The 26,459-nt window shown below is 46.6% G+C and carries 23 protein-coding genes; 16 read left to right on the forward strand and 7 right to left on the reverse strand.

What is annotated here, in order from left to right:
• The first annotated feature begins 8 nt into the window (after nucleotides 1-8).
• From glcF to proC, 3 genes are read left to right on the forward strand one after another with little or no spacing between them, the layout of a single operon-like run.
• A complete protein-coding gene (glcF, locus tag C2759_RS08960) occupies nucleotides 9-1,289 on the forward strand; it encodes a glycolate oxidase subunit GlcF (RefSeq protein WP_215354841.1) in 1,281 nt (426 codons plus the stop codon).
• Nucleotides 1,286-2,011, forward strand: a complete 726-nt coding sequence (locus tag C2759_RS08965; protein ID WP_215354843.1) for a YggS family pyridoxal phosphate-dependent enzyme — start codon at nucleotides 1,286-1,288, stop codon at nucleotides 2,009-2,011. Before glcF ends, C2759_RS08965 begins: the two co-directional genes overlap by 4 nt.
• Nucleotides 2,008-2,871 carry a pyrroline-5-carboxylate reductase gene (gene proC, locus C2759_RS08970; RefSeq protein ID WP_215354845.1) on the forward strand — a complete coding sequence of 288 codons (864 nt, stop codon included), beginning with the start codon at nucleotides 2,008-2,010 and terminating at the stop codon, nucleotides 2,869-2,871. Before C2759_RS08965 ends, proC begins: the two co-directional genes overlap by 4 nt.
• Here proC and ubiA read toward each other — a convergent pair.
• Nucleotides 2,854-3,705 carry a 4-hydroxybenzoate octaprenyltransferase gene (gene ubiA / locus C2759_RS08975; RefSeq protein ID WP_215354847.1) on the reverse strand — a complete coding sequence of 284 codons (852 nt, stop codon included), beginning with the start codon at nucleotides 3,703-3,705 and terminating at the stop codon, nucleotides 2,854-2,856. The two genes, proC and ubiA, sit on opposite strands and share 18 nt — an antisense overlap.
• A 48-nt stretch (nucleotides 3,706-3,753) precedes the next feature.
• Nucleotides 3,754-5,841 carry an ATP-dependent DNA helicase RecG gene (gene recG, locus C2759_RS08980; RefSeq protein ID WP_215354849.1) on the reverse strand — a complete coding sequence of 696 codons (2,088 nt, stop codon included), beginning with the start codon at nucleotides 5,839-5,841 and terminating at the stop codon, nucleotides 3,754-3,756.
• Between the two features lie 30 nt (nucleotides 5,842-5,871).
• Here recG and queA point away from each other — a divergent pair, with 30 nt between their 5' ends.
• The 5 genes from queA to secF all read left to right on the forward strand — a co-directional run bounded on the left by queA (nucleotide 5,872) and on the right by secF (nucleotide 11,396).
• The gene (gene queA, locus C2759_RS08985) at nucleotides 5,872-6,906 is read left to right on the forward strand and encodes a tRNA preQ1(34) S-adenosylmethionine ribosyltransferase-isomerase QueA (protein ID WP_215354851.1); all 1,035 of its coding nucleotides are present in this window, start codon (nucleotides 5,872-5,874) and stop codon (nucleotides 6,904-6,906) included.
• A gap of 8 nt (nucleotides 6,907-6,914) precedes the next feature.
• Nucleotides 6,915-8,072 carry a tRNA guanosine(34) transglycosylase Tgt gene (tgt, locus tag C2759_RS08990; protein ID WP_215354854.1) on the forward strand — a complete coding sequence of 386 codons (1,158 nt, stop codon included), beginning with the start codon at nucleotides 6,915-6,917 and terminating at the stop codon, nucleotides 8,070-8,072.
• Nucleotides 8,073-8,206: 134 nt separating this feature from the next.
• Nucleotides 8,207-8,533 (forward strand): preprotein translocase subunit YajC, encoded by a 327-nt coding sequence (gene yajC / locus C2759_RS08995; protein ID WP_215354857.1) that lies wholly within the window; start codon nucleotides 8,207-8,209, stop codon nucleotides 8,531-8,533.
• Nucleotides 8,534-8,558: 25 nt separating this feature from the next.
• Nucleotides 8,559-10,418 (forward strand): protein translocase subunit SecD, encoded by a 1,860-nt coding sequence (secD, locus tag C2759_RS09000; protein ID WP_215354860.1) that lies wholly within the window; start codon nucleotides 8,559-8,561, stop codon nucleotides 10,416-10,418.
• Nucleotides 10,419-10,421: 3 nt separating this feature from the next.
• Complete coding sequence (secF, locus tag C2759_RS09005; protein WP_215354863.1) at nucleotides 10,422-11,396, forward strand: protein translocase subunit SecF; 975 nt, start codon at nucleotides 10,422-10,424, stop codon at nucleotides 11,394-11,396.
• On the opposite strand, the gene C2759_RS09010 is transcribed toward secF, so the two are convergent.
• Together C2759_RS09010 and purB are read right to left on the reverse strand one after the other, a co-directional pair.
• Nucleotides 11,393-12,775: a 3-deoxy-D-manno-octulosonic acid transferase gene (locus C2759_RS09010; protein ID WP_371816904.1), complete on the reverse strand. Its 1,383-nt coding sequence runs from the start codon at nucleotides 12,773-12,775 to the stop codon at nucleotides 11,393-11,395. The genes secF and C2759_RS09010 overlap by 4 nt on opposite strands.
• Before the next feature lie 2 nt (nucleotides 12,776-12,777).
• Nucleotides 12,778-14,157 carry an adenylosuccinate lyase gene (gene purB, locus C2759_RS09015; RefSeq protein ID WP_215354866.1) on the reverse strand — a complete coding sequence of 460 codons (1,380 nt, stop codon included), beginning with the start codon at nucleotides 14,155-14,157 and terminating at the stop codon, nucleotides 12,778-12,780.
• A gap of 93 nt (nucleotides 14,158-14,250) precedes the next feature.
• On the opposite strand from purB, the gene C2759_RS09020 reads away from it, so the two are divergent.
• The gene (locus C2759_RS09020) at nucleotides 14,251-14,865 is read left to right on the forward strand and encodes a glutathione S-transferase N-terminal domain-containing protein (protein ID WP_215354868.1); all 615 of its coding nucleotides are present in this window, start codon (nucleotides 14,251-14,253) and stop codon (nucleotides 14,863-14,865) included.
• 26 nt (nucleotides 14,866-14,891) lie between these two features.
• Here C2759_RS09020 and mnmA read toward each other — a convergent pair whose 3' ends face one another.
• Nucleotides 14,892-16,007, reverse strand: coding sequence for a tRNA 2-thiouridine(34) synthase MnmA (gene mnmA, locus C2759_RS09025; protein ID WP_215356753.1), 1,116 nt, complete (start codon nucleotides 16,005-16,007; stop codon nucleotides 14,892-14,894).
• Between the two features lie 175 nt (nucleotides 16,008-16,182).
• Here mnmA and C2759_RS09030 point away from each other — a divergent pair, with 175 nt between their 5' ends.
• The 4 genes from C2759_RS09030 (at nucleotide 16,183) to C2759_RS09045 (ending at nucleotide 20,154) form a co-directional block, all read left to right on the forward strand.
• On the forward strand, nucleotides 16,183-17,313 hold the full coding sequence (locus C2759_RS09030) for a Re/Si-specific NAD(P)(+) transhydrogenase subunit alpha (protein ID WP_215354871.1): 1,131 nt from the start codon (nucleotides 16,183-16,185) through the stop codon (nucleotides 17,311-17,313).
• A 24-nt stretch (nucleotides 17,314-17,337) separates the two neighbouring features.
• The gene (locus tag C2759_RS09035) at nucleotides 17,338-17,676 is read left to right on the forward strand and encodes a proton-translocating transhydrogenase family protein (RefSeq protein ID WP_046330779.1); all 339 of its coding nucleotides are present in this window, start codon (nucleotides 17,338-17,340) and stop codon (nucleotides 17,674-17,676) included.
• 34 nt (nucleotides 17,677-17,710) lie between these two features.
• Nucleotides 17,711-19,078: an NAD(P)(+) transhydrogenase (Re/Si-specific) subunit beta gene (locus C2759_RS09040; RefSeq protein ID WP_046330780.1), complete on the forward strand. Its 1,368-nt coding sequence runs from the start codon at nucleotides 17,711-17,713 to the stop codon at nucleotides 19,076-19,078.
• 110 nt (nucleotides 19,079-19,188) lie between these two features.
• Nucleotides 19,189-20,154 (forward strand): tripartite tricarboxylate transporter substrate binding protein, encoded by a 966-nt coding sequence (locus C2759_RS09045; protein ID WP_215354873.1) that lies wholly within the window; start codon nucleotides 19,189-19,191, stop codon nucleotides 20,152-20,154.
• Nucleotides 20,155-20,241: 87 nt separating this feature from the next.
• Here C2759_RS09045 and groL read toward each other — a convergent pair whose 3' ends face one another.
• Both groL and C2759_RS09055 read right to left on the reverse strand, forming a co-directional pair.
• Entirely contained in the window at nucleotides 20,242-21,894 is a 1,653-nt protein-coding gene (groL, locus tag C2759_RS09050) for a chaperonin GroEL (protein ID WP_215354876.1), read from the reverse strand.
• Between the two features lie 26 nt (nucleotides 21,895-21,920).
• Entirely contained in the window at nucleotides 21,921-22,211 is a 291-nt protein-coding gene (locus C2759_RS09055) for a co-chaperone GroES (RefSeq protein WP_015421939.1), read from the reverse strand.
• A gap of 318 nt (nucleotides 22,212-22,529) precedes the next feature.
• Between C2759_RS09055 and C2759_RS09060 the strand changes: the two genes are divergently transcribed.
• The 3 genes from C2759_RS09060 to C2759_RS09070 are packed head-to-tail and all read left to right on the forward strand — an operon-like array spanning nucleotide 22,530 to nucleotide 26,417.
• Nucleotides 22,530-23,357, forward strand: a complete 828-nt coding sequence (locus C2759_RS09060) for a diguanylate phosphodiesterase (protein ID WP_215354879.1) — start codon at nucleotides 22,530-22,532, stop codon at nucleotides 23,355-23,357.
• Entirely contained in the window at nucleotides 23,357-23,980 is a 624-nt protein-coding gene (locus C2759_RS09065) for a response regulator transcription factor (RefSeq protein WP_215354882.1), read from the forward strand. Before C2759_RS09060 ends, C2759_RS09065 begins: the two co-directional genes overlap by 1 nt.
• A 7-nt stretch (nucleotides 23,981-23,987) precedes the next feature.
• Nucleotides 23,988-26,417 (forward strand): response regulator, encoded by a 2,430-nt coding sequence (locus C2759_RS09070; protein WP_215354885.1) that lies wholly within the window; start codon nucleotides 23,988-23,990, stop codon nucleotides 26,415-26,417.
• Nucleotides 26,418-26,459: the final 42 nt, after the last annotated feature.

Consider the following 26,459-nt stretch of genomic DNA (forward strand, 5'->3'; position numbering starts at 1 on the left):
GCACCCTTATGCAAACTCAACTCGCCCCCCAATTTGCCAATACTCCAGAGGGTATTGAAGCCGCCAGAATTCTTGGTAAATGTGTGCACTGCGGCTTTTGCACAGCGACATGCCCCACCTATCAATTGCTTGGTGATGAGCTCGATGGTCCTAGAGGTCGCATCTACCTCATTAAGCAAATGGCGGAAGGCCAAGCCCCTACTGAAAAAACACGTCTGCATTTGGATCGCTGCCTGACTTGCCGCAATTGCGAAAGTACTTGTCCAAGCGGTGTGCAATATGGCAACTTGGTCGATATTGGTCGCAAGTGGGCAGAAGAAAATACTCCTGAGCGTCCTATTGGTCAGCGCCTCACCCGCTGGGCTCTGAAAGAGGGTTTAACCAGCCCTAAGTTATTCAAATCAGCGATGGCTATTGGCCGCTTAGTTAGACCACTCATGCCCACTGGAATACAGCGCAAGATTCCGGAAGCTAAAAATAAAGCGCTCAATACAAATACGGATCCCTATGCAAGGCCACAGACTAGCCACCCACGCAAGATGCTATTGCTTGAGGGTTGCGTTCAACCTGGCATGCTGCCAAATATCAACTCAGCAACTGCACGTGTTTTAGATGCACTCAAGATTCAATTAATTTCTGCACCTAACGCTACTTGCTGTGGCGCATTGCGTTACCACTTAAACGATCAAGCTGGCGGCTTAGAAAATGCCAAACAAAATATCGATGCCTGGTGGCCGCAAGTTGAACAAGGCATTGAAGCTATTGTGATGACTGCTTCTGGTTGTGGTGTGATGATCAAAGATTATGGCCATCTATTTTCAAGTGATCCCCAATATGCCGCTAAAGCCAAGACTATCTCCGACCTCACTAAAGATATTTCAGAAATCTTGCCAGCGCTTCAGGAAGAGCTTGTTGCTCTAGTGGGCGCCGATCCAAAGCCTGGTGTGGTGTATCACCCTCCCTGCACACTGCAACATGGTCAACAAATTCGCGGCAAGGTGGAGGGTCTTTTAGCTGGTATTGGCATTGGAGTGCGCTTATGCGCCGATAGCCATCTCTGCTGTGGCTCAGCGGGAACTTATTCGGTAACCCAGCCAGAACTCTCAGAACAGTTACGCCATAACAAACTCACTCACCTCAATGCTGCCTGCGAAGAGTCTGGCGCACAAGTGATTGTTTCCGGAAATATTGGCTGCATCACTCACCTCCAACAAGAGGACACCCCAGTACTGCATTGGATCGAGATTGTTGACCAACTTATTAATCAACAAAGCCGAAGCCAATCATGAGTCAGGTCACTACTAACCTCATGATGGTGAGGCAAAGACTGGAGTTGGCAGCCTTGGCAGCTAAACGTGAGCCCGAGGACATCCAACTACTCGCTGTCAGCAAAACCTTTCCCGCTATAGCGGTTGAGGAGGCCATGCATGTCGGGCAAACTGCCTTTGGTGAGAATTATGTTCAAGAGGGTGTTGGAAAAATTCAGCAGCTGTCTAAATTGCGCCCTTGGCTTGAGTGGCACTTTATTGGTCCACTACAAAGCAACAAGACACGCGATGTTGCAGAACACTTTGACTGGGTACATAGTATTGATCGCCTCAAAATTGCAGAACGCCTTTCCACTCAACGTGGAGAATTTTCTAACTTAGAACCGTTGCAAGTTTGTGTTCAGATTAACGTCAGCAAAGAGGACAGTAAAAGCGGTATTTCTCTCGAAGAGGTTGATGCTCTTTGCGATGCGATTTCCAAATTACCTAATTTAGTTCTTCGTGGAATCATGGCCATCCCCGCACCCAGCGATGATGTCAACCAACAACGTCAATCTTTTTCCGCTGTTCGAGAGTGCTTTGTTGGGATTAAGGCAAAGCATATGAGTGATGCTGGGTATGTTTTCTTTGATACGCTCTCCATGGGGATGTCTGATGATCTGGAGGCTGCAATCACTGAAGGTAGCACCATGGTACGTATAGGTAGCGCCATTTTTGGGAAGCGCGATAAGATCAAGATATGAGCACACAACAAATAAACCAAAACGCCCACATCACCTTCATTGGCGGCGGTAATATGGGCCGCGCTTTAATTAGCGGTTTACTAAGTAATGGTTTTGAGGCCGATCAACTTTCTGTAGTTGAGGCCAACGCTAGCACTGGCTTGCAATTGCATCAAGATTTTGGTGTGCAGATCATTGGTACTTTGGATCAAATTGCTTTTGACTTCTCCAAAAATAATGTCGTAGTGATGGCCATTAAGCCTCAGGACTTCAATGTAGTAGCCAAGTCTTTAAGTGCAAAACTCAAGCATGCGACCGCGCCAGGCCCACTCATTCTCAGCATAGCCGCCGGCATTCGTCTCAAAGACATGAGTCGTTGGCTTGATCATGAGCGTTGTGTACGTGCGATGCCCAATACTCCAGCATTAATCGGTAAGGGCATTACTGGGCTATTCGCTGATGCTGCGGTCAATGTATCTGATCGCGCCCTTGCGGAAACGATTTGCAATGCAGTAGGTCAAGCGGTTTGGGTGAATGAAGAAAAACTCATGGACGCTGTTACTGCTGTTTCTGGCAGCGGCCCTGCCTATGTTTTTGCTTTCTTAGAGGCCATGCAATCGAGTGGTGAGAAACTTGGGCTGGACTCGGCCACCGCTCGCAAACTTGCCTATGCCACTTTAGAGGGTGCTACACAGTTAGCCCATAACTCAGATGAGCATGCGGGCGTATTGCGTGAACGCGTCACTTCCAAGGGTGGCACTACTGCTGCTGCACTAGATATGCTCAAGCAACTCGATTGGCATGGTGCACTTGAGAAGGCAGTTGATGCAGCCAGTCAACGTGGCAAGGCAATGGGTGATGAATTAGGTAAGACCCAGTAGGATTCCCAAAAATAGGAATCCGCCCAACCAGTTGTTGTGACGAAATGCCTTGAAGCAATCCTCCCGCTTGCGACTAGTAACTAACTTCAGATGATATATAGCGCAAGCTACAGCAAAGCACCAACCCACCCAAAAGTAATTATTCAGATTGGCTAATTGAGCGACCCAAATCTGACTCAGAAATAGCAAGGCATAACTCAAGGCAATTGCTAAAACATCAAATCGACCAAAGGTAATGGCCGAGGTGCGCAAACCCAAACGTAAATCATCATCACGATCAACCATGGCATAAGCTGTATCGTAAGCAATCGCCCAGAAGATATTGCCAACAAACAAAACCCAAGCCTCCATTGGAATGAAATCCAATACGGCGGCATAGGCCATCGGAATACCAAAACCAAAGGCAATACCAAGAACTGCTTGCGGAATCGCAAAGAAACGCTTAGTGAAAGGATAAATAATCGCAACCGCTAAGGCAAAGAAAGAGAGCTTTTGAGTTAAAGCATTCAGGGGTTGAATAAGTAAGTAAGCTATCAATGCCAAAGTGGCTGCCACAGCCAGCGCCTCTTTTCCAGAAATCTTGCCACTCGTAATGGGGCGATCTCTAGTTCTTAAAACATGGCGATCAAAATCTTGATCCGCATAGTCATTCATAGCGCACCCGGCACTGCGCATTAAAAATGTTCCACAGATAAAAATAATGAGTAAATGCCAATCAGGAAAACCGCTACTTGCTAGCCAAAGTGCCCATAAAGTTGGCCACAATAACAGTAGCGTGCCGATTGGTTTATCCAGACGGATTAGGTAAGCGTAAGCAATAATACGATCGCGCATCAGATCAATAGTCTTTCTTTATTTGCAATCATAGTCATAGTGCAATTATCAAGCTTTTAGAAACTCAGTGCGAGAGCCAAGCCAACGCTCAAGATGTCTTTCAACTAAGTCGGCATGCTCAGCTAACAGACGCTCTGCTGCTATTTGAGCTAACTCAATCAGCCATGCATCACGTTGAAGGTCGACAAATCGCAACATCGCATCTCCAGATTGCTTGGCTCCCAATAATTCACCTGGGCCACGAAGCGATAAGTCGCGCTCTGCTATGACAAATCCGTCTGACGTTTCTCGTAAAGTTTGTAGGCGCTCTTTAGCGGCCATGGATAGTGGCTCTGCATACATCAAGATACAGACTGAATCTGCCGAACCGCGCCCAACACGCCCTCGTAACTGATGAATCTGCGCATAGCCAAACCGTTCTGCATGTTCAATCACCATGAGTGCTGCATTGGGCACATCCACACCAACTTCAATTACCGTTGTAGCCACCAAGAGCTGGATTTCATTGGCTTTGAAAGCTGCCATCACTGCGGCCTTCTCCTCACTCTTTAAGCGCCCATGTACTAGACCAACCTTAAATTTCGGAAGTGCCTGTGTGAGCTGCTCAAAACTTTCAACTGCGGTTTGCAATTGCAAGACTTCAGATTCTTCAATCAGAGGGCAAACCCAATAAGCTTGCAGTCCCTTTGCCAGCCAATCATGTAAACCGCCAATCACCTCATCTCTGCGTGCTGCTTTCACCACCTTTGTGGCAATAGGTTTTCGACCGGGAGGTAATTCATCAATGACAGAAACATCCAAGTCGGCATAATAGGTCATTGCCAGAGTCCGTGGAATCGGAGTAGCTGACATCATCAACTGGTGACAATAAAATAGCTCCGAGCCAACGCGTTGCTGAATCTCTAAACGCTGCCTTACACCAAATCGATGTTGCTCATCAATAACCGCTAAACCCAACTTCGCAAAACTCACCTTATCCTGAATGAGTGCATGCGTACCAATAATGAGTTGCGCCTCGCCACTCTCAATCATTTCTTGTGCGAGTCGTTTTTCCTTAGCTTTCAAGCTGCCAGAGAGCCATGCAATCTTCACCCCTAAAGACCCAAACCACTCCTGCATTTTGAGATAGTGTTGCTCTGCCAGAATCTCTGTCGGGGCCATGATGGCAGCTTGATAGCCATAATCCATGGCACGCGCAGCAGCCAATGCTGCAATCACTGTTTTGCCACTACCCACATCACCTTGTAATAAGCGATTCATTGGAAAGGTATTGGATAGATCACATCCAATCTCCGACCAGACACGAGCTTGGGCACTCGTTAACTCGAAGGGCAAGATTTTGATTAAGCCTTCTTCGATACTGACATTTTTTTTGTTTGCCTTACTTACTTGCCTCCCCTTCACAAAACTAGGGGCACGCCTTTCTCTCCGGATAGCATGCGCCCGCTTTAAGGAAATCTGCTGGGCTAATAATTCTTCAAACTGAACACGCCGCCAAGCGGGATGAGTTCGTTCTAAAAGCGATTGGGTATTGGCATCAGCAGGTGGCTGGTGCAAATAGGTAATTGCATCTTGCAGCGGTGGCCAATCATTTTTCGGCAGGATTTCCCCCATGAGTTTGGATGGTAAAAATTCTGCCAAACTTTCCTTAAGGCTGGCATCTTGGAGAGCCTTGAGCACCGCCTTACGAATAATGGTTTGCGAAATACCGGCGCTAGCTGGATAGACTGGAGTCAAGCTTGCCGGCAATGGCGCTTCGGGAATAACTGCACGAACAGTAGGGTGAACTATCTCCGCACCTTGATAGCCCTCTCGGATTTCGCCCCGCACCCGGATATGACTGCCGACTGCCATTTGTTTTTGCTGACTAGGATAGAAATTCAGGAAGCGAAGTTGCAGCGAAGCTGTATCGTCCTCAATCGTGACTAGTAGCTGTCTTCTGGGGCGAAACGTCACCTGATTACGAATCACGATACCCTGAGTCTGAATCGAATGAAATCTTTCGAGGCCTAAGGCCTCCTCGATGGTGAAGAGCTCAGTCTCATCTTCATAACGGGACGGCAGGTGCAAAGCAAGTGCCATAGGGCTGTTTAAACCCATCTTTTCGAGTGCAGTTGGTGGTCGCTTAGTCGTCATCGTTAAAATCCAATACCTGATGGTAATGCTATGCAACTTTCCGACTTCAATTACGACCTTCCGCCCGAACTGATTGCCCAGCACCCGCTAGCAAATAGAACGGATAGCCGCCTCTTAGAGCTCAATATAGAGGGTAGTAATGTCGCCCAATTAATTGATCGGCAGTTCCCGGACATTCTGAAGCTAATGAAAACTGGGGATTTACTCGTCTTTAATGACACCAAGGTGATTCCTGCTCGCCTACATGGCAAAAAGGAGACGGGCGGCAATGTAGAGCTCTTAATTGAGCGCATCAGCGGAGATAAACAAGCTTGGGTACAAATCAGGGCCTCTAAGGTTCCTAAGACCGGCAGCATTGTTCATATACACAATCAGGCTGGAGAAACCTTCCCCGTCGAAATGATTGGCCATGATGACCGATTCTATGAAGTGCGCTTCCCCGAGAATGTATTTGATTTGCTAGAGCGATTCGGTGAATTACCTCTACCACCCTACATCGAGCATCAACCAGATCAAGAGGATGCCAATCGCTATCAAACTGTTATCGCCAAGAATCCTGGTGCTGTAGCAGCCCCTACGGCAGGCTTGCACTTTGATCAAGCCATTCTTAAGCAACTGAGTGAGCTCGGCGTTCAACAGGCTACAGTCACTCTGCATGTAGGCGCAGGCACTTTTACACCGGTTCGCGAAGAAGATCTCAGTAAACACACGATGCATTACGAGTGGTTTTCAATTCCTGCAGAAACTCTTGCAGCAATTAAGACCACCCAACAGGCAGGCGGTAGAGTCATTGCAGTTGGCACGACCAGCCTACGCGCCCTAGAGAGTCAGGCTCAAACCCAGCAGGTTAGTGGCGAAACGAATTTATTTATTACACCTGGTTACACATTCAAAACCGTAGATTGCCTACTGACTAACTTTCATCTGCCAAAATCGACTCTACTGATGTTGGTGAGTGCCTTTGCTGGTGTAGACAATATCCGCAATGCCTATCAACATGCTATTCAGAATAAATATCGCTTTTTTAGCTACGGCGATGCGATGTTCTTAAGCCGCCCTAACTAAATAAGCTCATGACAAAACCTGTTCACTTTAATATCCTCGCGCGTGACTCTGCCAGCCCTGCACGCCTTGGCCAGCTTGACCTCCCTCACGGCAGTGTTCAAACACCTATCTTTATGCCAGTGGGGACTTATGGCACCGTGAAAGCGATGACCCCACGCGATCTGCATGAGGCTAAAGCCCAAATTATCTTGGGCAATACTTTTCATTTATGGCTACGACCTGGTTTAGATGTTGTGAAGAAGCATGGTGGCTTGCACCGCTTCATGGGCTGGGATAAGCCGATCCTGACTGATTCTGGCGGCTTTCAAGTCTTTAGCTTAGGAGCGCTGAGAAAAATTTCTGAGGAAGGAGTAACCTTTGCCTCCCCGATCAATGGCGATAAATTATTTATGTCGCCAGAAGTATCAATGGAAATTCAGGCGGTGCTCAATAGTGATATTGCGATGCAGTTTGATGAATGCACTCCTTACGAAATCAAAGGGCAGGCAACCTCAGAAAAAACTGCCCGTGCCTCATTAGAGATGTCGCTGCGCTGGGGTGATCGCTCCTTAAAACGCTTTCGCGAGCTCGAGACTGGCAACGGCCTTTTTGGCATCGTCCAAGGCGGCATGTTTGAAAACCTCCGCGAATTCTCCTTGGATGCCGTCAGTCAACAGGGATTTGATGGCATTGCCATTGGCGGCCTCTCCGTTGGTGAGCCAAAGCCCGAGTTTGAGCGCATTCTTAATTTCATAGCCCCTAAGCTACCAGAGCACATGCCCCATTACCTGATGGGGGTTGGAACACCTGAAGACTTGATGCTAGGCGTTAGTCTGGGCATTGATATGTTTGACTGCGTCATGCCGACCCGCAATGCTCGCAATGGCTGGCTCTTTACCCGCTTTGGTGACCTCAAGCTGCGTAATTCAGGGTACAAAGACGATGATCGCCCTGTCGATCCTACTTGTTCTTGCTATACCTGCAAAAACTTCACCAGATCCTACTTAAATCACCTCCAAAAGGCGAATGAGATCTTGGGGTCGCAGCTCAACACCATCCATAATCTTTCGTATTACCTACAACTGATGGAAGAGGTCCGAGAGTCTCTGGCTAAAGACCGTTTTAGCGCTTATCGCGAGGAATTTCATCGGAATCGCCAGCGCGGCGTAGAGCCCGGACAGGATTAATAGCCTTAGGAGCATAAATAAGCCCTGAAAGCCCCATACAGTTTAGAATTGCGGGTTTACGGCTTCGCTTTACAAGCCTAAAACTGAAGCAGTTCCCAAAGCAGTTTTCAACTGGTAATTAATGGAGGTTTTGTATGTGGATTAGTAACGCTTTTGCCCAGGCTCCAGCCGCGGGTGCAGATTCTGGTGGCTTGATGAGCTTTCTTCCTTTGCTTTTGATGTTTGCAGTGTTGTACTTCATCATGATTCGCCCACAAATGAAGCGTCAAAAAGAAACTAAAGCAATGTTGGAGTCTCTTTCTGTTGGCGACGAGGTAGTCACTGTTGGCGGCATCATCGGCAAAGTAACTGCATTAAAAGACCAAGTAGTGACTGTTGAAATTGCTACTGGCACTGAAGTGCAAATGCAAAAAGGTGCCATCACAACAGTATTGCCAAAAGGCTCACTGAAGTCTGCTTAATACGCTTGTTTAAAAGTAACTCAATATGAATCGCTACCCTCTCTGGAAATACATAGTCATCCTCTTTGCTTTATTGATTGGAGGGCTATATTCATTACCCAATTTCTTCGGAGAGGCTCCAGCGGTTCAAGTCTCGTCCGCCAAGCCAACCATCAAGGTTGATTTGGCGACACAGTCTCGAGTCGAAAAGATTCTGACTGATGACAACATTAGCAATACCGGCATCTTCTTTGAATCTACAGGCAATGTAGGCTCAATCAAAATTCGTTTTAACAATACTGACATCCAACTTCGTGCACGCGACTTGCTGCAACAGAAATTGAACATCGATCAAAATGAACCTAATTTCACAGTCGCATTAAACTTGCTCTCCAACACACCAAGCTGGTTAAGCGCACTCAATGCCTTACCAATGCCCCTTGGCCTTGACTTACGTGGTGGCGTGTACTTCTTGCTACAAGTGGACATGAAAGGCGCAGTTCAAAAGAAGATTACTTCTTTGGCAACAGATATTCGTAGTCAGCTGCGTGATAAATCGATTCGTCAACAAGGTATCGAGCGAGGCCAAGACTCCATCACTTTAACTTTCGGCAGCACTGAAGATGCCGAAAAAGCTCGCTCTGTTTTGATGACTAGCCAGCCTGATCTGACCTGGCAAGTTAAGCCTACCGGCTTATATCCAAAACTGGTTGGCGAATTTAAACCGACTGCCTTAAAAGAAATTCAAGACAACGCAGTAAAACAAAATATCGTCACGCTCAATAAGCGTGTTAATGAATTAGCCGTTAAAGAACCAGTGATTCAACAGCAAGGTGCAGAGCGAATTGTTGTGCAGCTTCCTGGTGTGCAAGATACTGCGCGCGCTAAGGACATCATTGGCCGCACCGCAACTCTAGAGTCTAGACTAGCTGACCCAATCGTTTCAACTATCGCCATTGGTGAGACCCCACCTCCAGGCATGGATGTATTCCGCTTCGGCGAGAACCGCCAAGGTGTATTCAAAAAATCGGTCATCTTTAGTGGTGATCGTATTACTGATGCCAGCGCTGGCTTCGATCAAAACCAACGCCCTGCAGTCAATATCTCTTTAGATGCTGCTGGTGGTCGCGTCATGCAAGAAGTGACCCGTGAAAATATCGGCAAACCGATGGGCATGATTTTGTTTGAAAAAGGTAAAGGTGAGGTTCTCACGATTGCCACGATTCAAGGTGAGTTTGGCTCTAAGTTTCAAATTACTGGCCAACCAACCACCGAGAGCGCAAATGACTTAGCACTTTTGTTGCGCGCAGGCTCATTAGCAGCACCAATGGAAATCATTGAAGAGCGCACGATTGGACCAAGTCTGGGTGCAGAGAACATTGAGAAGGGTTTCAAATCTCTGATCATTGGCTTTGGAGCAATCTCTATTTTCATGATTGCTTACTACCTCTTATTTGGCACTTTCTCAGTAATAGCCTTGGCAGTGAACTTGCTACTCTTAATTTCTGTATTGTCGATGCTACAAGCCACATTAACACTGCCAGGTATCGCTGCGATGGCATTGGCGCTTGGCATGGCAATTGACTCTAACGTGTTAATCAACGAACGTATTCGCGAGGAGCTACGTAATGGCGCTGCCCCACAAACTGCGATCGCCATTGGCTTTGATAAAGCTTGGGCAACGATCTTGGATTCAAACGTCACCACCTTAATCGCTGGTCTTGCATTGCTGGCATTTGGTTCTGGACCGATTAAAGGCTTTGCGGTAGTACATTGCCTTGGTATTTTGACTTCAATGTTTTCGGCAGTCTTTTTCTCGCGTGGCCTGGTTAACCTTTGGTACGGCAGAGGTAAAAAAGTTCAGAAACTCGCTATCGGCCAAGTTTGGCGCTCACAGGAGAAATAAGTCATGGAATTTTTCCGAATTAAAAAAGACATTCCTTTTATGCGCCATGCACTGGCGCTGAATGCAGTTTCTCTCATCACCTTCTTCGCAGCTGTTTTCTTCCTTTGGCAAAACGGTCTTCACTTATCAATTGAGTTCACTGGCGGCACAGTGATGGAAGTATCTTATCCGCAAACAGCCCCTCTAGATTCAATCAGATCCAAAGTAGAAAAACTGGGTTACTCCGATACCCAGATTCAGAATTTTGGTAGTTCGCGTGATGTAATGATTCGCCTGCCACTCCAAAAAGATGCGGAAGGAAAAATAATTTCCTCTGCAGATCAAAGTGCATCAGTCATGGAGGCGCTTGAGCCAGTTAGCTCAGGTGTAAAACTGCAACGTGTCGAGTTTGTTGGCCCACAGGTTGGACGTGAGCTGGCAATAGATGGATTGATGGCACTGCTATTTGTGATCATTGGTATTGTGGTCTACCTCTCCTTCCGCTTTGAGTGGAAATTTGCAGTCGCAGGCATCATCGCAAACTTACATGACATCGTGATTATTCTTGGCTTCTTTGCCTTCTTCCAGTGGGAGTTCTCACTCTCTGTTTTGGCTGCGGTATTGGCTGTATTAGGTTACTCAGTAAATGAGTCCGTGGTGATCTTTGACCGTATTCGCGAAAACTTTCGTAAGTATCGCAAGATGAGTACTTCCGAGATTATTGATAACGCCATTACCAGCACAATCAGCCGTACCGTGATTACTCACGGCAGTACCGAGATGATGGTTTTGGCAATGTTGATTTTTGGTGGCCCCACCCTCTTTTACTTTGCCTTAGCGCTTACTATTGGTATTTTGTTTGGTATTTACTCTTCAGTATTCGTGGCAGCAGCTCTAGCCATGTGGCTTGGCGTAACCCGCGAAGATTTAGTGAAGGGCGACAAAAAGCTGGATGATGTTACACGCAACGATGATCCCAACTTTGGGGCTCAGGTTTAATCTCTCAATCTGAGTTCGTTTGAATTCTCAAGGGCGGCCATAATCTTTTGGGTCGCACCTTGATGCTCGAGTGCATAAGACTTCGCAGCGCTCGACATCTTTGCCAGTTCAGCGGTATTCAATAGCAACTTTTTTAAAGCATCCATGAGGGCTACAGAATCACTCAAGCTGAAATCTCCCGCAATACGCTTTGCAGCACCCATCTCAATGGCATCTAAAGCGGCTTGTTGGAAGTTATAGGTATGCTCACCAAGTACTACCGGGCAACCGGCAGCACAAGCCTCAATGAGATTTTGACCACCAAATGGAAGCAGGCTGCCGCCCATGACCACTAAGTCAGCTGCGCTGTAATACATCGGCATCTCACCCATGGAGTCACCCAGAATTACATCTATACCAGCATCGTCCTTTGATATCTCAAGCCATTCGGTACGGCGTCGAAATATCAGACCAGCATCCTCAATTTGATTAGCCACTTCAGAGAAGCGCTCAGGATGACGTGGAACTAAACACAGTAATGGGGCAGTCTCAAAAGCGTTGCCCATTAAGAGATCTTTCCAAGCTTTCAGAATAATTACTTCTTCACCATCGCGAGTGCTAGCAGCGCAGACCATCAAGCGTTGTTTGCTATGAAGCTCTTGCTTCCAAGCTTTACCTTGCTGAACTAAGCTGGGATCAAGTGGCACATCAAACTTCAGGTTACCAACAATCTCAACCTGCTTAACGCCGAGACTACGATAGCGATCAGCATCTAATTGTGTTTGAGCCAAGATACCTGAAAATGCTTGAAATAAAGATCTTCCCGCATTACCAAATCGATTTACGCGGCGAGCACTTCGTTCAGATAGCCGTGCGTTTACTAAAAATAATGGCAGACCAATATCTGCGCAATAAAACACTATCGTTGGCCAAGCTTCGGTTTCCATAAACAAACCGAGCTTTGGCTTAAAGACGCGAATGAAATTAGCAGCAGACCAGCAGAGGTCATAGGGCAAATAGACTTGATGTAACTGACCGGCGGCAATTGCTTTCTCGAATAGAGCAGCGCCAGTGCGGCGACCATTGAGTGTCATGTGCGTCAACAGAATCGTCTCGCCACGAGCGAGATATGCCTCAATCAAAGGTTGAGCTGCCCTAGTCTCACCGACAGATACCGCATGAATCCATACAGATCCCTGAGTATTTTTCTGGCCATAAGCAAAACCTAAACGCTCAGAGAAGTGGTGTAAATATTCAGAGGAGTGGCGTGTGCGCCAAGCTAGGCGAATAAATGCAAAAGGCAGAAGCAGATGCCAAAGCAGTTGATAAACAGCAAACCAGATCTTGGGGCGAGCACCGTATTGCAAATCCTCCGGTGCGGACCCAAGGCTTGGAGTCAAGCTCACTTTTTCAGGCGTTCGGTCAATTCGACCGCCTTGCCTAAATAAGAAGATGGGGTCATCTCAAGCAATAAGGTTTTTGCATCATCCGGAATCTTCAGACCACGAATAAAGGTTTGTAAATCGGCCTGGTTGATACCTTTGCCACGAGTGAGCTCTTTGAGTTGCTCATACGGGTTCTCAATACCGTAACGACGCATTACAGTTTGCACTGGCTCTGCCAATACTTCCCAGCATGCATCTAAGTCAGCGGCAATTGCTGCATGGTTCACTTCTAGCTTACCTAAGCCACGTAAGGCGCTGTCATAAGCTAAAACGCTGTGGCCAAAGGCTGGGCCGAGGTTGCGTAAGACAGTTGAATCAGTGAGGTCGCGCTGCCAGCGAGAAATGGGTAACTTCTCTGCCAGGTGACGCAACAAGGCATTGGCTACGCCTAAGTTACCTTCAGAATTTTCAAAGTCAATTGGGTTCACCTTATGCGGCATAGTTGAAGAACCAATCTCACCCGCTTTAGTGCGTTGCTTAAAGTAACCAATTGAAATATACGCCCAGAAATCACGATCCATATCCAAGAGGATCGTATTGGCACGAGCAATTGCATCAAACAATTCAGCCATGCCATCGTGCGGCTCAATCTGAATCGTATAAGGGTTAAAGGTCAGGCCTAAGCGTTTTTCAACGACATTCTTAGAAAAGTTTTCCCAATCAAAATTGGGATAAGCGGATAAATGCGCATTGTAGTTACCTACTGCACCATTCATTTTTCCCAATAAAGGTACTGCTGCAATTGTTGCAATTGCACGCTCTAAACGTTTGGCAATATTAGCCAACTCTTTACCTAAGGTACTTGGAGAAGCGGGCTGGCCATGAGTACGTGATAACAAGGGTACCTTAGCATTCTCAATTGCTAAATCCGTTAATACTGAGAGGACTTTTCTGAGTTGTGGCAGAAGCACTTCATCACGCGCCCCGCGTAACATCAAGCCATGCGAAGTGTTATTAATATCTTCAGAGGTGCATGCGAAGTGTATAAATTCACTGGCCTTTAAAAGATCTGGGCGACCGGCTACTTTTTCTTTTAAGAAATACTCCACCGCTTTGACATCGTGATTGGTAACTGCCTCGATATCCTTGATGCGTTGCGCATCGGCATCAGAGAAGTTTTCCGGCAAAGATAATAAGAAGGTCTCATCTGCTGAACTAATTTTTGGTACGTCTGGCAGGCCCGCAGAGGCCAAAGCCAACAACCAATGAATCTCTACAAACACGCGCTGACGCATAAATGCAGCTTCGGATAACCAGGGCCTCAAGGCATCCAGCTTGCCGGCATAGCGACCATCTAAGGGGGATAGTGCATTAAGAGTAGAAATCGGCTGACTCACAAATATTGCCTTTACATTGATTATTTCAATAAAACCTGATTTTAATCGCTCTTAGAAGCAATTCAGTTTGATTGGCATCGCTATACTAAGCCTATGAAACTAATCGGATCCCTCACTAGCCCCTACGTACGCAAGGTACGCATTGTTTTCTTGGAAAAAAAGGTAGATTTAGACCTAGAACTTGAGAATGTCTGGGCAGCAGATACCAAAATAGCCCTCAACAACCCTTTGGGTAAGATTCCTTGCCTCCTTTTGGACGATGGTGAGGCGATTTATGACTCTCGCGTGATTGCGGAGTATGCCGATACCTTGAGCCCAGTTAGCAAGCTTATTCCAGCGGGTAGTCGTGAGAGGGCCACAGTCAAAACCTGGGAAGCCTTAGCAGATGGGGTGGAGGATGCAGGGATTCTGGCTCGACTAGAAGTCACTTTGCGTCCACCCGAGCAGCAGAGTGCCGCTTGGACTGAGCGTCAAATGGGCAAAATCAATAGCTCTCTTACCCAAATGTCCCTTAAATTAGGTGAAAGCGCTTGGTGCCACGGCAACCAGATGACTTTGGCTGATATTGCTGTTGGCTGTGCCTTGGGTTATCTGCTATTCCGCTTTCCCAATATTGCTTGGCAAGCGCAATACCCCAATTTAGATGCCTTCTATCAAAAGTTGATGCAAAGGCCTTCCTTCGCAGAAACAGCGCCTCCACCCGCTTAAATCAGGGCGCCAGCAGCCGCAAAGACTCAGGCAGAAATAATTCCGCCACCCAAGCAAATATCTCCGTCGTACAAAACGGCAGACTGACCCGGAGTGACTGCCCATTGAGCTTCCGGAAAGGCCAATTCAAAACTCAAAGGCCCTGTAATTCCAGCAGCAAACGTGCATCGTGAGTCTGCCTGACGATAGCGGGTTTTTGCAGAGTACTGTCCAGGCGTGGGTGCAACTCCAGCAACCCAGCTAGCGTCAATTGTGGAAAGCTGATTGGCCAATAGCCACGGGTGCTCATGGCCCTGAGCGACGTATAAGGTGTTATTGGCGACATCCTTGCGAGCGACATACCAAGCATCGCCATTGCCATCCTGGCTACCACCCAAACCAATACCCTTGCGCTGCCCTAGTGTGAAAAAGGCAAGGCCCATATGCTCTCCCACCGTTTTACCTTCAGGGGTTTTAATGGGTCCGGGGGTGCGCGGCAGATAACGGTTTAAGAATTCGCGGAAAGGGCGTTCCCCAATAAAGCAAATCCCTGTGGAGTCTTTTTTAGCGGCATTATGCAAGCCGATTTGCTCGGCAATCTTGCGCACTTCCGTCTTTGGAATCTCGCCCAAAGGAAAAAGCACATTGGCCAATTGACTCTGGGTTAAGCGGTGCAAAAAATAGCTTTGGTCTTTACTGGCATCCAAGGCCTTTAATAGCTGTACGCGACCATTCTCATGTCGAACCCGCGCATAGTGGCCTGTTGCAATGGCATCCGCGCCCAAACTAATGGCATGGTCTAAAAAAGCTTTGAACTTAATTTCTGCATTGCACAAAACATCTGGGTTGGGTGTCCTGCCGGCAGCGTATTCACGCAAAAACTCGGCAAAAACGCGTTCGCGGTACTCGGCAGCAAAGTTGACAGCTTCGACATCAATCCCAATGAGGTCAGCCACAGACACCACATCTAGCCAATCCTGACGTGCGGAGCAGTATTCATCGCTATCATCGTCTTCCCAGTTTTTCATGAAAAGTCCAATCACTTCATAGCCTTGCTGCTTGAGCATCCAGGCTGCAACAGACGAATCTACCCCTCCAGACATCCCAATCACGACTTTGGAGGGTTTTGAGGCGGGTATTGCAACAGAATCGAGGGAGATCATCAAAAAATGCGAGAATTCGTTATCAGCTAAAAAACCCATTGTAGAAGTCTTGCTCCAAATTTACGAGATTTGTGGCAAAACCAAATAAATGGCATTAAGGGTAAATAGATAGGTAGCTTCTCGCCTAACTAACTAAAATAGATTTTTTTGAAAAATTTGCTTTTGGAGAAATGCCATGCGCATAGGAGTACCGCTGGAAATCAGACTTGGGGAAACTCGAGTTGCCGCCACACCGGAAACCGTTAAGAAACTGATTGGCCAAGGCCACACAGTTGTTATTCAAAAAGATGCGGGCGTTACAGCCAGCCAGCCTGACTCCGCATATCAAGCTGTTGGTGCGACGATTGGTAGCGCTGCTGATGCATTTGGGGCAGAGATTGTTCTAAAGGTCCGCGCACCTGAAGCCGCAGAACTCAAACAAATTCAATCTGGTAGCGTGCTCATTGGCATGCTCGATCCATTTGATAACGACAATATCGCTGCGATGGCCGCCCAAGGCGTGACTGCATTCTCATTAGAGGCTGCCCCACGTACCACTCGTGCACAAAGTATGGACGTCTTGTCTTCGCAAGCCAATATCGCAGGTTATAAAGCAGTGATGGTTGCCGCTAATGAGTATCAGCGCTTTATGCCAATGCTCATGACTGCAGCAGGAACTGTTAAAGCGGCACGCGTACTGATCTTGGGTGCTGGTGTTGCCGGCCTCCAAGCCATAGCAACTGCAAAGCGTTTGGGTGCCGTGATCGAAGCATCTGACGTGCGCCCTGCCGCTAAAGAGCAAATTGAATCTCTAGGAGCAAAGTTTGTTGACGTTCCTTACGAAACAGATGAAGAGCGTGAAATTGCTAAAGGCGTTGGTGGTTATGCGCGCCCAATGCCAGAGGCTTGGATGAAACGTCAAGCAGCATTAGTTGCGGAACGTGCTCAACAAGCTGACATCGTTATTACAACTGCCTTAATTCCAGGTCGCAAGCCGCCAGTCTTATTGCATAGCGATACCGTTGCCAATATGAAACCCGGTTCGATTGTGATCGACTTAGCAGCTGGTCGTGGTGATAATGGATCAGGCAACTGTCCTTTGACAGAAGAGGGCAAGACTGTTGAGAAAAATGGTGTGAAGATTATTGGTTACAGTAATCTCGCCAGCATGGTGGCTGCGGATGCTTCTGCTTTGTACGCACGCAACTTGCTCGACTTCATGAAGCTAATCGTTGGCCAAGAAGCGAAGTTGGTTATCCCAACCGATGACGACATCGTTACTGCTTGCCTTATGTGCCGTGATGGCCTGGCTATCCGTAAAAACTAATACAGAATATTCAAAGGAAACATCATGGATCTCGCTGCTTTTCAAAGCATTCTCACAGTCCAAAACATCACCGTGTTTGTTTTAGCCATTTTTGTTGGCTATCAAGTAGTTTGGAATGTGACCCCTGCACTACACACTCCACTAATGGCGGTTACAAACGCGATCTCTGGAATTATTGTTGTCGGCGCACTGCTTCAAACTGAAGTTATTGGTGGCGACGAGATCACTCTCACCAGCATCATTGGTGCTGTAGCCGTCTTCTTGGCATCAATTAATATTTTTGGTGGCTTTATGGTCACCCGTCGCATGCTTGAAATGTTCAAGAAAAAAGCTCCTAAAGCTGATGCGACTGGAACCAAATAAAAACTAGAACAAGATCTATATAGAGACCACAATCATGTCAAACATAACCGCGATTTCCTACCTAATTTCATCGGTGCTCTTCATCCTCGCCTTGCGTGGATTGTCCTCACCAACCACATCACGTCAAGGTAATACCTTCGGCATGATCGGCATGCTGCTTGCCGTGATCACCACCTTCATGATTCCTGACTTTAAACCCGTCTTCTCATTGATTATTGGTGCGGTTGTTGCGGGTGCAATCATCGGAATACTTGCTGCTAAACGCGTGCAAATGACCAAGATGCCAGAGCTCGTAGCGCTAATGCACTCTTTTGTTGGTTTATCAGCTGTATTGATTGCGATTGCAGCAGTATTTAATCCAGCCCAAGACCATACTGGCGCGCAAAAGATTGAGCTCTTTATCGGTGCATTTATTGGCGCCATCACCTTTACCGCTTCCATCATCGCTTTTGGGAAATTGTCCGGCAAGGTCAGCGGCAAATCAGTGACCTTTGCTGGCCAGCACTTACTCAACCTTATTCTCGCAATTGCCATGGTTTCTGGTGGCGTTATGTATTTCATGACAGGTAGTCACGAAGCATTCTTAGTGATGTGTGCTATTGCCTTGGTGTTAGGAGTGACTTTGATCATCCCAATCGGTGGCGCAGATATGCCAGTGGTTGTATCGATGCTCAACAGTTACTCTGGTTGGGCGGCTGCAGGTATTGGTTTTACATTAAACAATCCTGTATTGATTATTGCCGGCGCTTGCGTAGGCTCTTCCGGCGCGATTCTGTCTTATATTATGTGCAAGGCAATGAACCGCTCTATCTTGGCAGTCTTGCTTGGTGGATTCGGTGCCGAAGCTTCTGCCGGTGGTGCTGATGATGGTGGTCCAAAGAACTACAAAACCGGTTCGCCAGAAGATGCTGCCTTCCTCATGGAGAATGCCGATACGGTTGTGATTGTTCCTGGTTACGGCTTGGCAGTTGCCCGCGCTCAGCACGCGCTAAAAGAACTAACAGAAAAACTGACTCATCATGGTGTGACCGTCAAGTACGCGATTCATCCAGTAGCGGGTCGTATGCCTGGTCATATGAATGTACTCTTGGCTGAAGCTGAAGTTCCATACGATCAAGTATTTGAGATGGAAGATATCAATAGTGACTTTGGTCAGGCGGACGTAGTGTTAGTGCTTGGTGCAAACGACGTGGTAAATCCTGCTGCTCGTACGCCAGGTAGCCCAATCTTTGGCATGCCGATTTTGGAGGCATTTAAAGCTAAAACAATTATTGTTAATAAGCGCTCTATGGCTGCAGGTTATGCTGGCCTAGATAATGAACTCTTTTACATGGACAAAACCATGATGGTCTTCGGTGATGCGAAGAAGGTTGTGGAAGATATGGTGAAGTCCGTAAGTTAAATAGAAAAAATCTTTTTCATAAAAGACCGCCTCCGGGCGGTTTTTTATTCCATTAAGATATACAAAGGCATCCCTAGGACGTTAAAAATTATATTAATAAGAGATAAAAAATGAATATCAAAAAACATTTGCTTTTAGTAATGGGTTTAATTTGGGTTACATCCGCCCAGGCTCAAAATACCTACCCTAATAGACCGATTCAGATGATCATGCCATTGCAGGCCGGAAGTGGAGTTGATATTTTGATGCGGCCGATTGCGCAAAAGATGAGTGAGAACTTAGGGCAGGCAATTACAATTGAAAATCTCCCTGGTGGTGCCGGCTTAATCGGAGCTACCAAGGTAGCTCAAGCCAATGCAGAGGGCTATGCTCTTGGTGCATTTAATGACAGTATCTTAACGATGCTACCTAATCTGCATAAAAAAATTGACTACGATCCCATTCAGAGTTTTGTCCCAGTTTCTGAAGTAGCTGCAATCACTTTCGTCATGGTAGCTAACCCATCCTTTCCAGGAAACACGGCTGCAGACTTAATTCGCATCGCTAAAGAAAATCCAGGGAAAATTGATTACGCTTCGGGTGGCAATGGCTCACCTCAACATATTGGTATGGAGATCTTTCGTCAGTACACGGGCGTACCATTGGTTCACATACCCTATCGTGGAGCAGCAGCGGCGGTAACTGACGTTATGGCGGGACAGGTGCCCGTGATGATTAGTGCCTTATCGGTTGTACTCCCGCATATTCGATCAGGGAAACTAAAGGTGTTAGGTGTCACCAGCAAAGTGCGTTCACCTTTATTGCCAAATGCACCAACAGTTAGCGAAAGCGTTAAGGGTTATGAGTTCTCTACCTGGGGGGCAATTGTTGCGCCCAAGGGTGCATCACCAGCAGTCGTTACCAAGCTCAATGATTCATTGGCTTTGGCATTAAAAGACCAGAAATTGCGGGACCAGTTAATTCAGCAAGGTTTTGAATTTGTACCTCTGGGACCAGATCACCTAAAAGAAATGATTGCCCAAGGCCTAGTGAAGATGAAAAAAGTTATTAAAGATGGTGGCATTCAGCCAGATTAATCTCTAACATACCAATAAAAAACGCCTGGTCTTTTGAACCAGGCGTTTTAGTTTGTACAGCTAGATAGCTGAGGAAATTAACAGCAATTACATCATGCCGCCCATACCACCCATACCACCCATACCACCCATATCAGGGATGCCACCACCAGCAGAATCATCCTTTGGGGCTTCGCAAATTGCGCAATCGGTAGTCAACAATAAGGCTGCAACAGATGCCGCATTAACTAATGCAGTTTTTGTTACCTTGGTTGGATCGATCACACCTTGAGCTACGAGGTCGCCGTATTCACCAGTTGCTGCGTTGTAACCGTTATTGCCCTTACTGGCCAATACTGCGTTCACAACTACGCTGGCTTCATCGCCTGCATTAGAAACGATGATACGAATTGGCTCTTCCATTGCACGCAATACGATGCTGATACCAGCGTCTTGGTCAGGGTTATCGCCCTTCAAGCCTTTGATGCCCTGCATCGCACGTAACAGAGCTACGCCACCGCCAGGAACAATACCTTCTTCTACCGCTGCACGAGTTGCATGCAATGCATCATCAACTCGGTCTTTCTTTTCTTTCATTTCTACTTCAGTAGCAGCACCAACACGAATCACTGCAACACCACCTGCCAATTTGGCAACGCGCTCTTGCAATTTCTCTTTGTCGTAGTCGCTAGTTGCTTCTTCGATCTGAACACGGATGTTCTTCACGCGCGCTTCGATTGCTTTAGCATCGCCAGCACCGTCAATGATGATGGTGTTTTCTTTACCAATTTCGATACGCTTAGCTTGACCTAAGTGCTCAAGAGTTGTTTTCTCGAGTGTCAGGCCGATTTCTTCAGCAATGACAGTACCGCCAGTTAAAATTGCGATGTCTTCCAACATGGCTTTACGACGATCGCCAAAGCCCGGAGCCTTGACAGCGCAAGTCTTGATGATGCCGCGAATGTTGTTCACGACTAGAGTTGCCAAGGCTTCGCCTTCAACATCTTCTGCAATGATTAACAATGGGCGACCAGATTTAGCTACTTGCTCGAGCACTGGGAGCAAATCACGGATGTTGCTAACTTTCTTGTCAAACAAGAGAACATATGGAGTTTCCAATACGGCAACTTGCTTTTCAGGTTGGTTAATGAAATACGGGGAGAGATAACCACGGTCAAATTGCATACCCTCAACTACCTCAAGCTCATCTTCCAATGACTTGCCATCTTCAACAGTGATAACGCCTTCTTTGCCAACTTTTTCCATTGCTTCAGCAATGCGCTGACCAATACTTTGGTCGCTATTAGCCGAGATAGAGCCAACTTGAGCGATTTCTTTAGTAGTCGTGCAAGGCTTGCTAATTTTCTTAAGCTCTTCGAGTGCCGCTGTAACCGCTTTGTCGATACCACGCTTCAAGTCCATTGGATTGTGGCCTGATACTACGTATTTCATGCCTTCGCGAACGATAGACTGAGCCAATACAGTAGCGGTAGTGGTGCCGTCACCAGCGATGTCATTGGTTTTAGAAGCAACTTCCTTCACCATCTGAGCACCCATGTTCTGGAGCTTGTCTTTGAGTTCGATTTCTTTTGCTACGGATACACCATCTTTAGTGATGATTGGGCCGCCAAATGAACGCTCGATCACCACATTGCGACCTTTTGGTCCCAAAGTTACTTTTACTGCGTTTGCGAGAATATTGACACCCTCTACCATTTTGGTACGGGCGTTATCTCCAAATACGACGTCTTTTGCTGCCATGATTGAATTCCTTTCTTAGGTACTAATTACTTCTGTACAACAGCCATGATGTCTTCTTCGCGCATGACGAGAAGTTCATCGCTGCCGACCTTAACTGTTTGACCTGCATATTTGCCAAATAACACGCGATCGCCAACCTTGACGTCTGGTGCATTCAACTTACCGCTGTCATCACGCTTGCCTGGGCCAACTGCCAATACTTCGCCTTGATCCGGCTTTTCAGCAGCAGCATCCGGAATGATGATTCCAGAGGCAGTTTTTGATTCTTGATCTAAACGTTTAATGATTACGCGATCATGTAAAGGACGCAGATTCATTCCTTCTCCTATGTTAGTAAGTGTTAACTAATTAAAAAACCAATATAAATCAATATGTTGCATTCTCTTAACACGCAGAAAACAAGCTTTTCAGCTGAATAAGCCTGTTTTAGCACTCGCGTGTAGGGAGTGCTGATTATATAGGTCTGTTTCTAGGGATTTCAAGGGCAAATTCACCTTAAATTTCAAATGAGGCTCCTGCTCTTTCTATAATGGAGGCAGGCAAGTAGGTAGATTCCTACACACAAATAAGCCTTAAGCCCTTACTCCTCTAATCTGTCCTGCCTAGACTGACTGTTCAATGATTGGAGATTGCTGATGAGCCCGAAATCCCGGCTGTACACGCTTGTAAAGGCTTGGAAGAACAAACCCTTCCAAGAAGTACGCGATGCCTGCGGCCAGCCTTGGCTTGGTCTTAGTGGCGAAGCGCTAGAAGAACACCAATCCTGGTCCCAGCGACAAGCGATTAGTAACGAACCCATCTTTAATAGCCAAGGAACCAAGCTGACGAGCTCTTTATTTAGACCATTATTGACCGCCACCGACTCGCAGCTCCTCAGATTATTCATGGAGGGCTTAGACACTATTACGTATTGGTACCGTAGCGGACGCTTCATTCCGGGCATCTTACCGATGCCAGCACAATGTCTTGCATCCAGTAGTTTTATAGATGCTTTAAGCGATCTGATTCTGAATTCACGACTCCCTGTTGGCTTAGTGAGTTTAGGCATGCATAAACTCAGCGATATCGATTCCATGGAATCGTGTATGGAAGGTTTATTGCGAATGCGTCGCCTTGGTGTCCTTATCCATCTGCTTCATTTTTCTGGCACCGGCCCACAAATCCGCTTGATTGAAGAAATTGAGCCCGATGGCATTCATATTGAGATGGGGCAATTTCGAGCCGATGGCTTACCAAAAGAAATGATTTCTCTTGGCCAGAAATTTCGTACCCAAATTTATGCCAGCAACATCACCCTGGTAAAGGATTTGGAAAATGTCATGGTAATGGGAGCACACCATAGCTATGGCGGACTCATGATGCCTCCAGTAAGCCGACATCAAATGCTACACATGAGCGATAGCCGCATCGCCAAGGCCATTTTTTCGCTGCACCCTCATAAAACCCAAAATGGAGACAAGTAATGAGAAAACGCGTGATGTTGGTAGATGACCATCCAGCTATGCTGATGGCATTAAAAAGTATGTTGCAAGATCAATTGCTTTTTGAGATCGCAGGACAGGCGCAGCATGGTGAAGAATGCCTACGCTCAATCAAAGAAGTCAATCCCAATATGGTCATCTTAGATTTGGACATGCCCAAGACGGATGGCTTTGATGTCATCCGCCGCATTGGCTTGATGCATCCAGAAGTTCGTATTTTGGTGCTATCTAGTCTAGATGAAGCAGTCTATGGCGGCAGAGTGCGGTCGTTAGGTGCGCATGGTTTTGTGAATAAGACTGCTGGGGCTGATGTCATTTTGGCTGCATGCGTTGCCATCTCCCAAGGCTATACCTTCTTTACGCATGGCAAGAACGGCAACACTTCCTTGAGCGATAACGACAAATTGGCATTGATATCGGATCGCGAGCTACAAGTCATAAAGTATCTGGGCAAAGGCAACACCAACCAGCAGATATCAGACCTATTGCACATTAGCAATAAGACAGTAGCAACCTACAAGACCAGAGTCTTTGACAAACTAGGTATTAATAATATTGCTGACTTGATCTTGTTCTGCCGCATGAACAACATCATCGAAAGCTAAATACTGTATGCATCGGTTCATATTGAAAAAAGTATTCATACTCTGCTGTGTCTATGCAGGTCTAGCGAATGCCGGACCCTTTAGCGTTGCTGAGCAATCATGGATCGATGCCCATCCAGTTGTGCGATTCAGTATTCACGAAAAATATGCCTCCTATCTCAGCCCATCTAGTCATCAGCAGGGTACGGCACCCTTTATGGCGCTGCTATCCAAAATTGAAGAGTGCACACGACAACAATATATTCCGGTATGGAGAAAATCAGACCCAGAAGGCTTAAAGCAACTCAAAAAAGGTGAAGTGGACTTCATCATTGATCCACCAAACATTGATGACCACGTATTGCAATTTGGATCTCTATCTGAAGCCATCTTTTGGGGTCATGATGCTATTGTCACTAAGTCCTCAAGCAAGCTGGACTCAAGCTCTGTGAAGATTGGCTACTTTGATCGAGGTCTTGAAAACGCGCCCGCCAGCATTAATAGTTTCAGTGATATTAAAGAGGCGCAGTCGCCCGCTAGCTTAATTCAATCTCTTATTAAAAGTGACATCGAGGCACTAGTCATGCCCATTCGCTTGGCCCGTCAACTAATACGAGAAACCCAAAATTCAGATCTCAAAATTGATGGTTTATATAGTCGTGATCCTTTTGCCTATCGCTGGCTCATCTCAGACCAGCACGCCCCACTTCACGACGTACTGAGCCACTTTTTAAATGACTTAGACCCTATTGCATCACGTCAGCTTTTTGTATTAGACGATGAGTACAAGCGAGGTTCAAACCTACTTCCTTGGCTGAGTGCCACACTTATTCTCATGATTGGTGGAGCGATGTTTTATCAACTCCAAAGAAAATATTTTGACCAAAAGAAAACCGCTCATGAATTACTTCACTCAAAAGAGCTGGCTGAAAAAGCGAATGCTGCAAAGTCAGCCTTTCTAGCAACTATGAGCCATGAGATTCGGACACCAATGAATGCCATCTTAGGGGTTCAAGAACTACTGCTTGGTAGCGCGCAATTTCCTAAGAAAGATAAGACGCTATTGAAGAGTGCGCAAGCTTCTGCCGAATCTCTTTTGGGCATGCTAAATCAAGTTTTAGATATTTCTAAGATTGAGGCTGGAAAACTCACCCTCAACTTGGGGCCTTGCAATCCACATCAATTAATTATGGATATTCATGCAGCATTTTCTACAGTAGCAAAAAAGCAGGATTTAATACTCCACACCACAATTGATCCCGGGATCGCTGAGGTACTCATGATTGATTCCTTACGCCTGCGACAAGTTCTACAGAATTTACTCAGCAATGCGATCAAGTTCACCGCTGAGGGTGAAGTGTACTTTTCTGTCAGTGTCCTCGCCGATGATCATGCTGGCCAACTACTCGAATTCCGGGTGATTGATACTGGGGTTGGAATGGGGAGCGATCAAATCAAATTGGCCCTGCAAGCTTTTGAACAATTACCAGCCACGCAAGAGTCTTGTCTATCAGAGCAAATGAGGGGGACGGGTCTTGGGCTCACCATCACCAATCATTTGGTGAATTCTATGAATAGCCATCTTTATTTTGAGAGCGCTCCGGGATTTGGAAGCAATGTCCATTTTTCTGTGGCTCTGCCGAGAACTAGCATTGCCGCACCCCAGGCCACTAGCTTTGATTCTTGCGCAGCGTCATCTAGGAACTTAATCTCTAAAAGAGCGGATCGAAAGAACTGTGAAATTCAGGCTTTGGTAGTTGAAGACCATCCGGCTAGTCGTCAAATTTTGTCACTACAGTTGCAGGCGCTTGGAATTAGTGCCTGCGTTTGCGAGAATGCCACTATTGCACTAGAGCTATTGAAAGACCATCATTTTGACTTAATGCTAACGGATCAATCCATGCCGGGCATGCAGGGTTCTGAATTGGCGAAACAGGTCCGATCCCTAGGTAATCGTGACTTAATCATTATCGCTGTCACTGCTGATATATACGCACTAGACTCACGCCATCAATTTTTATCCTCTGGCATGAACGGTGTCCTCATCAAGCCATTGAGCTTAGGCGCTCTTGAGAATGAACTCATGCGCTATTTTGAAACCAGCCAAAAAAAATTCCACATTGATGAGGAGTATTCATTCGATGCTTTTTCCAATCTTATCAAAGACGATCCCCTCCAAATCATTGTAATTTTGGAGGAAATTGAAAAGGTTCATCTAGAGACTTTGGGTCAATTACACTCTGATGGTATTACGAGCTCTATTGATGAGACGCAGTTTCAGAGTCTGATTCATAAAGTAAAAGGCGGGGCGCAACTACTGCAAGCTACTGGCTTCATCCATGCCTGCGAATCTCTTGAAATTGAAGGTTCACTCTTGGATCGTATTGAGCGTTTTACTATGCTACTCAAACAACAAAACCAAACCATCGAAAATTACAAGGAAAAATACCGGCGGTAATTTGAGGTAGTAATGGCGTATTAGTCGACAAGGTTTATTCTA

The sequence above is a fragment of the Polynucleobacter sp. MG-Unter2-18 genome (genome assembly GCF_018687675.1).
GTDB lineage: Bacteria > Pseudomonadota > Gammaproteobacteria > Burkholderiales > Burkholderiaceae > Polynucleobacter.